Annotated in this window: 8 protein-coding genes; 6 read left to right on the top strand and 2 right to left on the bottom strand. The window is 72.9% G+C overall.

The window, feature by feature from the left end:
- The 3 genes from PPSIR1_RS39410 to PPSIR1_RS39400 all read left to right on the top strand — a co-directional run.
- The coding region (locus PPSIR1_RS39410) for a hypothetical protein (protein ID WP_006976900.1) at positions 1-1,470 on the top strand (1,470 nt) is incomplete at its 5' end.
- The gene (locus tag PPSIR1_RS39405; protein ID WP_006976899.1) at positions 1,470-5,060 is read left to right on the top strand and encodes a hypothetical protein; all 3,591 of its coding nucleotides are present in this window, start codon (positions 1,470-1,472) and stop codon (positions 5,058-5,060) included. The genes PPSIR1_RS39410 and PPSIR1_RS39405, both read left to right, overlap by 1 nt.
- The gene (locus PPSIR1_RS39400; RefSeq protein WP_006976898.1) at positions 5,057-8,959 is read left to right on the top strand and encodes a phospholipase D-like domain-containing protein; all 3,903 of its coding nucleotides are present in this window, start codon (positions 5,057-5,059) and stop codon (positions 8,957-8,959) included. Before PPSIR1_RS39405 ends, PPSIR1_RS39400 begins: the two co-directional genes overlap by 4 nt.
- On the opposite strand, the gene PPSIR1_RS39395 is transcribed toward PPSIR1_RS39400, so the two are convergent.
- Positions 8,944-10,143, bottom strand: a complete 1,200-nt coding sequence (locus PPSIR1_RS39395) for a trans-sulfuration enzyme family protein (RefSeq protein WP_006976897.1) — start codon at positions 10,141-10,143, stop codon at positions 8,944-8,946. The two genes, PPSIR1_RS39400 and PPSIR1_RS39395, sit on opposite strands and share 16 nt — an antisense overlap.
- Positions 10,144-10,516: 373 nt before the next feature.
- Here PPSIR1_RS39395 and sucC point away from each other — a divergent pair, with 373 nt between their 5' ends.
- Together sucC and sucD are read left to right on the top strand one after the other, a co-directional pair.
- Positions 10,517-11,713, top strand: coding sequence for an ADP-forming succinate--CoA ligase subunit beta (gene sucC / locus PPSIR1_RS39390; protein WP_006976895.1), 1,197 nt, complete (start codon positions 10,517-10,519; stop codon positions 11,711-11,713).
- Positions 11,710-12,585, top strand: a complete 876-nt coding sequence (gene sucD / locus PPSIR1_RS39385) for a succinate--CoA ligase subunit alpha (protein ID WP_006976894.1) — start codon at positions 11,710-11,712, stop codon at positions 12,583-12,585. Before sucC ends, sucD begins: the two co-directional genes overlap by 4 nt.
- Before the next feature lie 54 nt (positions 12,586-12,639).
- On the opposite strand, the gene PPSIR1_RS45190 is transcribed toward sucD, so the two are convergent.
- A complete protein-coding gene (locus PPSIR1_RS45190) occupies positions 12,640-13,320 on the bottom strand; it encodes a response regulator transcription factor (protein ID WP_006976893.1) in 681 nt (226 codons plus the stop codon).
- Between the two features lie 270 nt (positions 13,321-13,590).
- Between PPSIR1_RS45190 and PPSIR1_RS39375 the strand changes: the two genes are divergently transcribed.
- A complete protein-coding gene (locus tag PPSIR1_RS39375; protein ID WP_006976892.1) occupies positions 13,591-14,145 on the top strand; it encodes a hypothetical protein in 555 nt (184 codons plus the stop codon).
- Positions 14,146-14,181 lie beyond the last annotated feature (36 nt).

The raw sequence follows: 14,181 nt of genomic DNA, 5'->3' as shown, positions 1-14,181 counted from the left end.
ATCGACGCCCAGGGCTCGAGCCGGCAAGTCGGCGCCTGGGAGTTCGGGGTGGGCTCCGAGCCGCATCGCCGCGGCGTGTCCTTGCCGCTGGGTCGCGCGAGCACCCTCCGCCTGCTCCGCCCGGCCTCGGACGGGGAGCTGGGCGCGCGCCTGAGCGCGGAGTCGGCCACCTACCTGGTCGCCGTGGACGGCCAGGCTCGGGTCGAGGTCGAGCGCGCCGCCCAGGCCCAGGGCGCGCGCCAGCAGGCCGCGAGCACCTGGGCCAACCGCTTTGGCCAGGGCGTGGGCGCGAGCGGGACGCTGTGGAAGCCGGGGGCTCGCTACCGCGTCCAGGGCAAGGTCGACTGGACGACCCAGACCACGCCGCGCGACCCGAAGGAAAAGCCCCGCGAGCGCAGCGGCACGCAGAGCTTTGGGTTCGCCTTTCGGACCGCCAAGGGGCCCGCGAGCGAGGCCGAGATCGGGCGCTACGTCGCGCGCAGCTGGCCGCCCGCTGACGCGATGAGCTGGTACTGCGACGACCCCCTGGCCCTCGACCTGCGCGACGGCGCGGCCCTCGAGATGCTGCGCGCCGACGGGCGGCAGGTCGTGCTCGCGGCCCTGAGCGCCCGGAGCACGGCCCACGCCAAGGCCGGCCCCTTCACCCGCTACCGCTCCGACAAGCCCGAGGGCGCCCACGACCAGGCCCTGCTCGCCGCCCTCGACGGGGCGCCCTGCCTGGGGGTGCCGCGGGTCGGGGCCAAGGCCGTGGTCGAGCGCGCCCTCGCCAAGCTCGGCCAGAGCCTGGTGCCCAACGCCGAGTACGAGGCGCTGTTGCTGAGCTTGCCGGCGAGCACGAAGCTGGGCGGGCTCAGCCCCCACGCCCTCGCCAAGCTCGCCAAGGCCCAGGGCACGGCGCACCACCGCTGGCGCTTCCAGAGCTCGCGTTGGTCGACCTTCGAGGACCACGTCCTCGCCCGGGCCGACGCCATGGGCGACATCGTCCTCGACGCCGCGCCGCCTCCGGGGCATCTCCAGGGGGTGCCCGCGGCCACGACCGAGACGGCGTGGGTTCGTGACGAGGGCCTGCTCGAGCGCCTGGTCCACGAGACCCTGAAGGTCGAGGTGCGCCCGCCGGCGGAGGCGCCCGCGTTGATTCGCCTGTGGCACCGCAGCGGCAACGCCTGGACCTTGCTGGGTCTGCTCCTCGACGACCCCGAGCCGCTGGTCCAGCCCGAGGTCCGCCTCGAGCTGCGCAGCTCTCAGGGGGCCCTGGCCAGCGCCGGAGTGGTCAGCGCCCGGGGCACCCGCGCCCTCATCCTCACCGACTTGCCCAACACTCTGCCCAACACTCTGCCCAACACCGGGACCTTGGAGCTGCACTGGAGCCGCTCCGCCCCGACCTTGCCCAACAGCCCCACGAGCACGAACCAGGCGATCCTCGCGATGGCGCTCGCTGGGGCCCCCGATGCCGAACTGGAGGTGCTCTGATGGCCGCCCCGCGTCTCGTCGCTCCCACCCACCTGCGCCTGCTCGCCCGGGCCTTCGCCAACGACTCTTACGCCGCCGACGGCTTTCACCTGCGCTGGCTGTTGGGTCAGCGCCTGGGCCTGCCGCGCGCGCCGGTGCGGGTCTACTTTCGGCCTGGGGTCGACCGCAGCTTTGGCGCGCTCTCGGGCCAGGTCGGCCGCCACTTCCCCGATGAGCCGGGCTACGAGTCGGGGGCGCGGCGCGTGTGGTCCGAGTGCAGCGCCGAGCGAGACGGCGGCGTGCCCCTGGATCCGCAGACCCAGGGCCTGCTCCTCGATGGGGCGCCGCTGCACCTCGAGCTCGGGGGCGGCGGGGGGCAGCTGAGCTCCCAGGCCGTGGTCGAGCTGCGCGTGCGCTTGCGGGGCCAGGGCAGCGTCGACGTCGAGGCCGAGTCGTGGACCAGCGAGGGGGCGCGCGTGGTCGCCCACGCGGCGCGCGGGCGCGGGGTGCTGCACGTGCCCGAGCCGGCGCCCTTCGAGCCGGGGGTGTTCGAGCCGGCGCCTTTCGAGCCCGCGGTGTTCGGCGAGCCGGGGGTGTTCGGCGAGCCGGCGGTGTTCGAGCCGCACGCCTTCGAGCCGGCGCCGAGCGTGGACGAGCCGGTGATGTTCGGTGAGCCCGCGATGTTCGGCGAGGCGACCCTCGACCCCAACTTTGGCGTCGTCGAGCCCACCTACACCCCCGTCGAGCCGACGATCGCGGACGACGAGGACGTCGTCCTCCACCTCAGCGGCCCGCACATCCACCGCGTGCGCCTGACCGGCGTCGACGCGGTCTTGCTCAGCGCGGCGTGGATCGACACGGACTCCTACCTCGACGCCCACGACTGGGAGCTGCTCGACGATCGCAATGTTTCGCTGCCGATCCACGACGGCCCCGGCGGCTACTACGACGCCAAGGTCTACGACGAGAGCGAGGCCCTGATGGGGGCGGAGCAGCGCGTGGCCGAGGGCCGGCCCAACGCGGAGCCGCCGTGGACCCAGCCCCAAATCCCGCCGCCGCACTCGGGCGGTCTGGGCCCGGCCCACGACCAGGCGGTGATCCAGCGCGCCTCCCAGCTGCACGCGCGGCTGCGCCGGGTGCTCGAGGAGTCGGCCCGCGACGGCGTGCCGCAGCGCAGCATCGTCGAGTCGATCAGCCACGAGCCGCTGCGCAACGTCGCCGGCCAGGCCACGCTCAGCGCCAACCCCAAGGCCGAGATCCCGCTGCTGGCGACGCTGCTGTTCGCCAGCTTGGACCCGGACATCGCCCGCTGGCTGGGGCTGGCGCTGACGACCCGTCGCCTCGATCTGCACGCGAGCTGGGACTTCAAGGTCGAGGCCGACTACCGCGCGGCGGACCTGCACGACGCGGCGCTCGTCCAGCACGTCCAGGGCGCGGGGGCGCAGGAGCTGACCCTGGCCGCGACGATCGGCGCGGTCCGCCTCGACCACGGCGCCATGGTCCCGAGCCCCTGGGGCCCGCACGCGGAGTTCGTCGGCCGAGGGGCCCCGGGCTCAGGCGCGGCGGCCCAGGTCGAGCTGAGCTGGGAGCAGACCTTCGCCCATCGGGCCGACGAGATCACCTACCTGCCGGCGGTCTACGCCGTCGAGCGGCGCACGAGCTGGGGCGGCGGGCAGACCTCGCTCAACCCCGAAGACGGCGCGGGCAACCGCCGCCCGCTGACGGCGGCGCTCGAGGGGGGCCGCCACCGCTTCCAGGACCTGCGCCTGCCCGACGAGGGCGACTACATCTACGGCGTGTCGGCGGGCGACCTGTGGGGGCGCTGGAGCCCCTGGGCCGAGGCTCCCATGAGCTGGTGGGACGAGCGCGTGGCCCTGCCGCCCGGGGACGTGCGCGCGGACTTCCTCGACCCCCTCGACGAGCGCGCCCCCGCCGACGGCCTGAGCTGGGCCGAGTCCTTCGCGGGCCAGGCCGTGCGGGTGAGCTTTAGCTGGACCGACGGCCACGCCGCGCAGTCGCCCAGCCCGGACGGCTTCACCCTCTCCGCGCGCGTGGGCACGGTGGCGAGCGGCTCGGACTGGCGCGCGCGCGGGAACTGGCCGAGCTTCGAGCGGGGCGACGGCAGCGTGGGGCAGGTCCACCTCGACATCCACAGCGAGGCGCTGACGACCTCCGGGAGCCTGAGCGCGCGCCTGGCCAAGCGCGAGCCGGTGTGGAGGCGCGACGCCGACGGCTCGCTCCCGCCGGCGGATCAGCGCGTGCAGATCGGCGAGCGCTTCCACGTCGACGTCGCGGGCCTGGCCTTCCCCCAGCCCTCGGCGGCCCGGCCCGAGCAGCGCCTGACGGTGGGCGTGGCCACGGACGCGAGCTGGCGCGGGCGCCCGGCCAACAGCGACGAGGTCGGCGGCCCGGCGGTGGCGCGCCTGTCCTGGCGAGCGGCGCCCGAGCCTCCGAGCTTGCCGGGCTTCCGCTGGTCCGGGCGCGCCGACGCCACGGGCTGGAGCACGGTCCAGATCGAGTGGGACGGCGAGGCCGGGGTGCAGTACTCGCTGTGGCGCTGCCCGGCCGCGGCCATGCTCGAGGCGGCCGCGGACGCGGACCAGCGCGAAGCCTACGAGGCCGGCGACGACTCGGTCCGCGCCGAGCTCCTGCGCGAGCTCGGGCCCGCAGCGCGCGAGGTGTTCGAGCGCGTCGGGGGTCCGGTCCCGGCGGAGGGCAGCCCCAGCCTGGCCAGCGCGGGCCGGCGCCGGGTCGAGGACCGCCTCCCGGGCTACGCGACGACGGCGACTTGCTACTGCCTCGTCGGGCGCTCGAGCGCGGGCGTGACCGGGCCGTGGCCCCAAGCCAAGACCCACTTCGTCGTCGTGCGCGTGCCTCGGACGCACCGCCCCTCGACGCCCAGCTGGGGCGAGGCCGCGGTCGAGGGCGCGACGGTGCAGCTGCACTTCGATCTGGCGGGGGCGCGCTTCGACGCCCAGGGCAAGGCCGAGCTCGACGTGCCGGCGGCCATCGAGATCTATCGGATCCGCGATCCCGACCGGGCCCGGGACCTGCTGCGCATGCGCAAGGTCGGGACCCTGTCCCTCGCGGGCCACGAAGCGAGGACGGCGAGCTGGGCCGACGGCGCGCTGCGGAGCTGGCGAGCCTACAGCTACCGCGCGGTGGCGGTCGGACCCGCCGACGATCGCGGCGCCGCGCCAGCGCGCAGCCTGGCCAGCCCCGCGCTGGTCGTGCGCACCACCGACCCCGCGCCGCCGAGCGCCCCGAGCCTGAGCGCCAGCGCCGGGCCCACGCCAACGGCGACAAAGCTGCAATGGACGGCCCCGGTGCCCGCCGAGGAGACCCCCGAGGGTTGGTTCCGCTTCGCCCTGTGGCGTTCAGAGGGCGCGGAGCGCTGGGAGCAGGTCGAGCTGGGCATCGCCGCGCGCTTCGAGGCCGCGGGACCCGAGCCGTCCATGGCCGGCGTCGCCTGGCCGACGCGCAGCTTCGAGACCATTGACCACGGCGACCACGGCGCGCCGGCTGGCGCCGAGGTTCGCTGGCGCGTCCGGGTCATCGACCCGCTCGGACGCTACGTCGACAGCCCAGCCGTGGGGAGGCCCGGACAATGACCGACCTGAGCAAGCACATGAAGAGCCTCGGCCCCGGCGCGCCCAAGATCGCCGCCTGGTTCCGCGGCGAGGACTACGAGCTCGGCGCCGACTTTGGCAGCGGGACGACTCCGCGCGCGGGCGTCCGCGCGACCAAGACGGGCTCGGCGACGACGCTCGCGCTCTACGCCCCGGCCAACGGCATCGTCGAGTTCGCCTCGGGGGCCAGCCGGACCCGCAACTACACGGCGGGCAGCGAGCACGCGCGCTCGGAGGTGTTCGTCGATCCCCTGCTCGCCGGGCTGCGCGACCTCGACGGCAGCCGCTTTTACCCGACCAGCGACGGCAGCCAGGAGCTGGCCAAGCTCGTCCCCAGCTTGCACCTGCGCCTGCACCCCCAGGCCCAGCTGCGCCTGCGCCATCTGTTCGAGGAGGTCGCCAAGGGCCGCCCCGTGCCCGCGCGCTTCGTCGCCACCTTTGGCGATCGGGGCGCGCTGGTCTCGGCCTGCCAAAAGCCCATCGAGGCCCTGCTGAAGTCGCCCATCAGCACGATCAACTCGGTCATCGGCTCGGTCCAGGGGGTGATCCAGCGGGCCAGCAAGTCGACCAAGCTGCCCAAGATCCCCGACCCCGCCAAGCCGCAGTTCCCGGCGGCCGCGAGCGCGAGCCTGGCCAAGGTCGCGCCCGGGCCGAGCTACTGGGCCAAGGCCGGCGCCAAGCTGGCGGAGGCCGCCGGCCCCATCGACTTCTACGCATTTGACGAGCAGGGCTGGCCCCTCGACCCGGTCTACGTGTGGGCGGCCTTTGAGGCCATCGCCAAGAAGCACGGGGGCGTCGAGGAGGGCAAGGAGCTCGGGACCAACCCGCTCAGCGCCCGGCTCACGGGGGACCGCAAGGGCTCGCGCCTGCACCTGCACTTCGTCGGCGGAGACGACCGCACGCCGCCGCGCTACTTGCTGGACAGCGTCGCCCTGACCGGCACGGGCTACACCGACCCCAAGGGCCACGCGGCGCTGCGCCGGGTCACCCTGGCGGCCCCGCAGGCCAACCAGAGCCGGGCCAAGGCCAAGCTCGCGTTCACCAAGGACGCCTTCGAGGACAGCAAGGTCGAGGGCGTGCTCGGTCTGGACACCCGCGGCAAGCTGGGCGCGGAGCTCGAGCACCTCGCCCTCGACCACGATTTTTTGCGCGTGCGCGTCCTCGACCTGACCCACGCGGTCGGGCGGAACACGCCCGAGGCTACGGCCACGACGCCCAAGGCGGCCTACCCGAGCGCGACCGTGATTCGGCCCCACGCCAAGGAGACGCGGCTGAGTCCGCTGATCGGCGGCCGGGCGATCCTCGAGCGCGTCGACGCCGAGCTGGCGCGCACGGGCACGGGCGAGCGCCGGGCCGAGATCATGAGCCCGCGGCTGTCGCCGCACCTGCGCCTGGGCAAGCTGCCGACGACGACGACGGCGTGGACCCAGAGCCACCAGACCAAGCTCGACGCGCTCGAGCAGACCCTGAAGGTTCGGGCCATGGAGGTCCTCGGGCAGCGCTCGCACGTGCTGTTGATCCCGCCGGGGAGCTTCCCCAGCGGGGCCTGGGTCCGGGTGTTCGAGCACCGCGCGAGCCTCGACTCGGGCGAGGTCCGCCGCGGCTCGGGCTTCGCGGCGGCCACGTTGGTCGACGGCGGGGACGTGACGGGGGTCGCGGGCGGGGCCTTGCTCGAGCTCCCCGGCGGAGGCCTGGGCGATCGCGAGGCGGACCTGCTCGTCGTGACCTGGAAAGATGGCGCCCCGCAGACCCACCTGCGCGCCGCCTTGCCCCTGGGTACGCTGCCGGACCTGCCGAGCACGGCGCCCTTCTTTGCCTGGCGGCACGTCCGGCTCGAGCGCAGCGGCGAGACGACCCGGGCGGTGTTCTCCAAGGCCTGCGCCCAGGCCCGCTCGACGGCGTGGCTGAGCGTGCCCGCGACGGGGGCGATGGTCCGCGTCGACGTGGGCGGGGGCCACGAGAGCGAGACCGACAGCGTCGACTTGCCGTCGAGCCTGAGCGGCGACGATCGCCTGCTCGTGGCCATCAGCCCCCTGGAGAAGGCCTTCACCGAGGCCTGGGCCGTGGGCGCCGTCGGCTTTGGCGAGGCCGCGCGCCGGGCCGGGCAGGTCCCCGCGCACGCCGAGACCCTCGCCGGCCGGGGCAAGGCCGTCGGCGGGACCCCTGGTCTGCGGATCTTGGTCAACGAACACGCCGAGCGCGGCGAGCAGGCAAACGCCCACACCACCGAGCGCCTCGAGCTCGCGGCGATCGTGGGCGAGGCCAAGCTGACCGCGGACCACCGCGCCTACGCGACCATGGTCCGCCGCGAGAGCGCGGCCTACGTGGCGGTCGGGACCACCCAGAGCGCCGTGCTCAGCGGGGGACCGCTGCACGCCTGCGCGGGCGGACACCCGGACCCGGACCTGGGCGATCCCCAGCGCCCTGCGGGGGAGGACGCGGCGACCGTGGGCGTGTTCGTCGAAGGCCGCGGCGCCCACCCGATCCACGTCGCCTTCGAGCGCAGGGTGTTCAGCGTCGACGAGGCGTGGAAGCAGCTGACCAACGCCAACGCGGCCAAGGACAAGCACACCGAAGCGGCGCCCACGGACGCGCAGATCAAGGCCTCGACCCATCGCTGCGCCCTGCTGTCGACGCGCCCGCCCTTTTTGGACGGGGACACCCTCGACGACCTGAAAAAGCGCGACGGGTCGGTGAGCGCCCGGGCCGAGCTCGCGCTCGCGCTCGCGGACGCGATCCGCTCGGCTCGTCGCCTGATCTACATCGAGACGCCCAGCCTGAGCCTGTTCGGCCGCAGGCAGCGCAGCTCGGCGGACTCGACCTTCACCCTGGACGAGCTCAACCTCCTCCAGCTGATCCACGAGCGCCTGCTCGCCGAGCCGGACCTGCGCGTGCTGATCTGCCTCCCGCGCGAGGCCGGCCACCCCTGGGGCGCCGCCGGGGACCGCATGGTCTACGCCATGCGCCGCTGGGCCGTCCGCGTCGCTCGCTTCGACGGCTACGAGGACAGCTTCGCGGCCGCGCACGCCCACGGCCCCGACGCCCAGGGCAAGCTGCCCAACCTCTTCGTGGACGCCCAGCCCGTCGACGCCCGGGTCGCGGTCGTCCACCCCCGGGGCTTCCTGGGCGGCCGGCCGCTGCGTCGCCACGGCAGCGTGGTGGTCGTCGACGATCGCTGGGCCGTGGTCGGTAGCGGGGCGCTGTCGCGGCGCGGCCTGAGCTTCGACGCCTCCCTCGATCTGGCGTTCACGGACCTCGAGATCGTCGACGGCGCGGCCAAGCTCGTCCACGACCTGCGCGTGCAGTTGATGGCGCGCAGCCTGGGCCTGCGCGGCTCGGCGCTGGCCCGGCTGCGGCGGCCACAGGGCGCCTTCGAGACCGCCCGGGGCCTCGCCGCGCGCGGGCTGATCCACGAGGTCCAGCCCTTCGCCGAGGCGTGGGCGGATCTGCCGGGGGACATCGAGCTGCCCAAGATCAGCGAGGCGGCGGGGCTGCGCGAGTTCGTCGACCCGGACGGGCGGAAGATGGTGGGCTCCGTGGACGGGGTGCTCAACGCGATCAACGCGGGCCTGCGCTTGATCGGCGTCCAGCCCGGGGCCACGCGCACCGTCGAGCTGCGCTGGGCCATGCCCCAGGGCGCCAGCGCCAAGACGGACTTCCGCGTGAGCGTGCGGCGCAAGCGGGCGGGGGCCCTAGCCTCGACCTTCTCGGCCGACAAGGGCGCGACGAGCCTGAAGCTCGCGGCGCTGGACCAACACGACGCCTACATCGTCGAGGTGACGACCACTGGGGTCGACGATCGGGAGTACCGCAGCGGCGGCAAGGAGGCCGCCAACCTGGCGACGGAGCTCGATCTGGGCACCCTCTACGCGGATAGCTGAGCCAGCGCCCGCTCGAGGTCGTCCCACAGATCCTGGCAGTCCTCGATGCCCGCGCTCAGGCGCACGAGCCCGTCGGCGATGCCCCGGGCCCGGCGGACTTCGGGGGCGAGCTGGGTGTGGCTGGTCCACGCGGGCGAGCTCAGCAGGGTCTCGAGGCCGCCGAGGCTGACGGCGTGGGTGCACAGCTGGACGGCGCCAAAGAGCGCGCGCACGGCCGGGAAGCCGCCCTCGAGCTCGAAGGCGAGCATGGTCCCGGGGCTGCGCAGGGGCGCGGCGACCATGGCCTCCATCTCGAAGCCCGGCCAGTGCACGGCGCGGACCTTGGGGTGGTCGCGGAGGCGCTCGGCGAGGAACTCGGAGTTGCGGGTTTGCGCGGCCCAGCGCAGGGGCAGGGTCCGGATGCCGCGCTGGAGCAGCCACGCGGCCTGGGGATCGACGCAGCCGCCCTGGCGCTTGATGGTCGCGAAGCAGGCGTCGACCCGGGCCGCGTCCGAGGCGATGGCGCCCGCGACCACGTCCGAGTGGCCGTTGAGGACCTTGGTCGCGCTGTGCACGACGACGCTGGCCCCGAGCGCGAGGGGGTTTTGGGCCATGCCGCCCGCGAAGGTCGCGTCGACACCCAGCGGCACCCCCGCGTCGGCGCACAGCCGGGCGATGGCCGAGATCTGCCCGATCCGCATGAGCGGGTTGGCGATGGACTCACACCACACGAGATCGGGCTTGGCCTGCCCTGGTGGGGGATCCAAGAGCGGCGCGAGGGTCTCGGGGCGGCGGGCGTCGAAGCGATCGCAGCGGACCCCGCGGGGCTCGAGCTCGTGGCGGAGCACGGACTCGGTCCCGCCGTAGACCACCTCGGCGCAGGCGACTCGGCCCCCCGCCGGGACCAGGGTCGTGAGCGTCGTGGTGATCGCCGCCATGCCCGAGGCCGTCAGCGCGCACGCCTCGGCGCCCTCGAGGCGCGCGATCAGATCGGCCGCCACCCGCCCCGTGGACGTGCCAAAGCGGCCGTAGACGTCGGCCTGGCGCAGCCCCTGGCCGGTGACCATGGCGTCCACGCGGGGCTGATCGAGGGGGAAGGTGGTGCTGCGCTCGATCGCGGGCGCGGAGCCGTGGCGCGTCGCCGCCGTCTCGTCCGCGTGACCAGGGTGGATCAACATCGTCGAGAGCGCGGGGCGGCGGGCCATGGCTCGGGTTTCTCGCCCCTGGGGCTTGCGCGCGCAAGGGCGAAGGGCGCAGGGCGTGAAAGCGGGCGCGAACGGCCTTCAAGCGGGGAATTTGCCCACCATTCGCCGCTGTGAGCCCAGGAGGGCGCCACCTTGGACCCAGCTATGGACGGGCCCCAAAGCGAGCCGGTATACCCGCCGCGGACCCCGACCCCTCCGGCTGGAAGCAACGGGCGCGTCGGGCCAACCGCGCAACTCATGTCACGTCGCAACATCGAGATGCAACTCAACGACGCAGCGAGGGCGATCCTCGACGTCTCGGCCCGCGCGGTCGCGGACGTCGTCGAGCGGCTCTCCCACGGCAATTGATTCACCCCGCCAAAGGACCAACACCATGAAAATTCACGAGTATCAGGCCAAGGGCCTGCTGCGCGCCGCGGGGGTCCCCGTGCCGCAGTCGCAAGTCGCGTTCACGGCCGATGAGGCCCGCGCGGCCGCCCAGAAACTCATCGCGGAGACCGGCATCGAGGTCGTCGTCGTCAAGTCGCAGATCCACGCGGGTGGCCGCGGCAAGGGTCGCTTCAAGGAGCACCCCGATCTGGGCGGCGTCAAGGTGGTCAAGGGCGCCGACGCGGCGGCCGAGATCGCCGAGAAGATGCTGGGCAGCACCCTGGTCACCATCCAGACCGGGGAAGAGGGCAAGAAGGTCGGCCGCGTGCTCATCGAGCAGGGCATGGACATCGCCAGCGAGCTCTACCTCGCCGCGACCCTCGACCGCGACACCGGCCGGGTCATGATCATGGCCTCGAGCGAGGGCGGCATGGACATCGAGGAGGTCGCCGAGAGCCACCCCGAGAAGATCCTCAAGAGCTCCGTCGACCCCGCCTTCGGCATGCAGGGCTTCGACGCCCGCGCCGTCGCCTACGGCCTCGGCCTCGAGGGCAAGACGGCCCGCAAGATGGCGTCCTTCCTGGGCAAGATCGTCACGGCCTACAACGACCTCGACTGCTCGATGCTCGAGATCAACCCGCTCGTCGTCACCGGCGGCGGCGACGTGATGGCCCTCGACGCCAAGGTCCAGTTCGACGACAACGCGCTGTACCGCCACAAGGACGTCGAGGCGCTGCGCGACGAGACCGAGGAGGACCCCGCGGAGCTCGAGGCCGGCAAGTGGGGCCTGAGCTACGTCGCCCTCGACGGCACCATCGGCTGCATGGTCAACGGCGCCGGCCTGGCCATGGCGACCATGGACATCATCAAGTACTTCGGCTCCGAGCCCGCCAACTTCCTCGACGTCGGCGGCGGCGCGACGGAGGAGCGGGTGACCGCGGCCTTCAAGATCATCTGCAAGGATCCCAACCTCAAGGGCATCCTCGTCAACATCTTCGGCGGCATCATGAAGTGCGACACCATCGCCAACGGCGTGGTCGGGGCGGTCAAGCAGATCGGCCTCGAGGTCCCGCTGGTCGTGCGCCTCGAAGGCACCAACGTCGAGCTGGGCAAGGAAATCCTCGCCAACAGCGGCCTGAAGATCACCTCGGCGGACTCGCTGCGCGACGCCGCTCAAAAGATCGTGGAGATGACCAAGTGAGCGTCCTCGTCGATAAGAACACCAAGCTCTTGGTGCAGGGCATCACCGGCAAGACCGGTGCGTTCCACGCCAAGCTCTCCCTCGAGTACGGCACGCAGGTCGTGGCCGGCGTGACCCCGGGCAAGGGCGGCTCCAAGGCCCTCGACGACCGCGTGCCGGTGTTCGACACCGTGGCCGAGGCCGTCGAGAAGACCGGGGCCAACGCCTCCGTCGTGTTCGTGCCCCCGCCCTTCGCCGCCGACGCCATCATGGAGTCCGTCTCCGCCGAGGTCCCCCTGGTGATCGCCATCACCGAGGGCATCCCCGTCGCCGACATGGTCGTGGTCAAGCGCTTCCTCGAGGGCAAGAGCAGCCGCCTCATCGGCCCCAACTGCCCCGGCGTCATCACCCCCAACCAGTGCCGCATCGGCATCATGCCCGGCTACATCCACCAGCCCGGCAAGATCGGCGTCGTGTCCCGCTCGGGCACGCTGACCTACGAGGCCGTGCACCAGCTGACCGCGCTGGGCCTGGGCCAGACCACCGCCATCGGCATCGGCGGCGACCCGGTCAACGGGACCAACTTCGTCGACTGCCTGCAGCTGTTCAACGAGGACCCCGAGTGCGAGGGCATCGTGATGATCGGTGAGATCGGCGGCTCGGCCGAGGAGGCCGGCGCGGCCTTCATCAAGGAGCACGTCAAGAAGCCCTGCGTGGGCTTCATCGCTGGCGTCTCGGCGCCTCCCGGCAAGCGCATGGGCCACGCCGGCGCGATCATCTCGGGCGGCAAGGGCACGGCCGAGGCCAAGCTCGAGGCGCTGCGCGACGCGGGCGTCAAGATCGCCGACACCCCCTCGGACATCGGCTCGTCGATGGCCTCGCTGATGGGCTAGCGGACGCTCGGCTGACGCGAGAGAGCGCGCTCCCGCTTGGGGGCGCGCTCTTTTTCAATCGAGCAGGGCCTGGCGCAGAAGATCCTCGGTGTTGTGGACCTGGAGCTTGCGGAACACGGCCCGCATGTGGGTGCGGACGGTGTTGGGCGACAGACCCAGGCGCTCGGCGATGCGGCTGCGCCGGCACAGCTGGGCCTCGGGGCGCAGCGCGATCAGCTGGGTCAGGACCTCGCGCTCGCGCGCGCTGAGGCTGGGCTGGGCGCGGCGCACGAGGGCGTCGACGAGGCCCGCGAGGGGCGAGGGCGGGGGGCTGCGCCGCGCGCTCGGGGCTCTGCGGCGACCGAGGGCGCGCCGCAGGGCGCCGTGCAAGCTGGCCTCGGTGCAGGGCTTGCGGACCAGCTCGACGGCCGTGCGTGCGTGGCGGAGCTGACGGGCCGAGCCGAAGTCGAGCTCCGAGGCGAGGACGAAGGGCAGGTCGCCGCAGGGCGTGGGCGCGAGGGCGTCGACGAGGGTCGAGAGCCGCTGTCTGGGCGCGCTCGGGTGGGCTGAGAACACGCCGACGTCGAAGGCTCGAGCGGCGAGGGGGAGGGCGTCGTCGACGTGGGGACAGCTGGAGACCCCGTGGCCTCCGCGCTCGAGGGTCGCGCGGAGCGAGCGACGCGACGCGGGGTTGGGATCGACGAGCAGGACTGCCAGGCGCTGGGGTTGGGTGGCGTGCATCGGGGCGGTGGGCATGGACGTGCTGCGCGGCTCCGCGCAAAGACGCAGTGGCGGTCGCCCTCGAACTGATCACAAAAAAGTGGGCTCCCAACCCGCTGGGGCAATGTAAATAGTTTCGGCTGCGGGGCCGGTGGGGGACCCGGCCATGAAAGTGTGGGGGCTTCACCCCTGGGGGGGAAGGCGAGGCGAGCACGCGGAGCCATGGTGAGGACGCAGGGCGAGACCCTGCCCGCACCGCCAGCGAGTGGCGTGCGGCAGACCCAACGCATTGGAAAGAAGCACACCATGAACAAGATCGCTGCTCTCGGAACCCTCGCCGCCACCTTGGTCGGCTCCCTCACCCTCGTCGCCGCGCCCCAGGAGGCCGAGGCCTACAGCTGGCGCCGCTCGACCGCCATGGGCAACTGCGAGGTCCGCGGTCTGGGCTCCATCAGCACCGACGGCGTGCTCTCGGACTGGTCCTCCTACGACGACAAGGTCCGCCACTACAACGGTCGGGTCTACGTCTCCGGTGGCAAGGCCGCGACCTGCACCATCGAGTCGGACACCAACCTGAGCCACGACGACATCACCTTCGCCAACATCCACGTCCGCCTCGTCGAGAACGACTGCACCGGCAACCACCCGATCGTCAGGACGGCCAGCATCTCCTACGCCTCGGGCACCTACAGCGAGGGCTCGAGCATCAGCTACACCAAGAGCGGCTGCAACTACACCTTCAACGCGAACACCAGCAGCGAGCTCGATGGCTGGAGCACGTTGAGCTACTACCCGATGTTCACGGTGACCGCAGGCACCGGGGAGCCGGTGTTCATCAACGGCTCTTGGATGCACGACTGAGCTCGCTCGAGTCCGAGTCTGACCTGGCCCGGGCGG

It is taken from the genome of Plesiocystis pacifica SIR-1, assembly GCF_000170895.1.
In the GTDB taxonomy this organism is placed as follows: domain Bacteria; phylum Myxococcota_A; class Polyangia; order Nannocystales; family Nannocystaceae; genus Plesiocystis; species Plesiocystis pacifica.
Note: the sequence above shows the minus strand (reverse complement) of the source record. Positions and strands in the feature narration are given on the sequence as shown.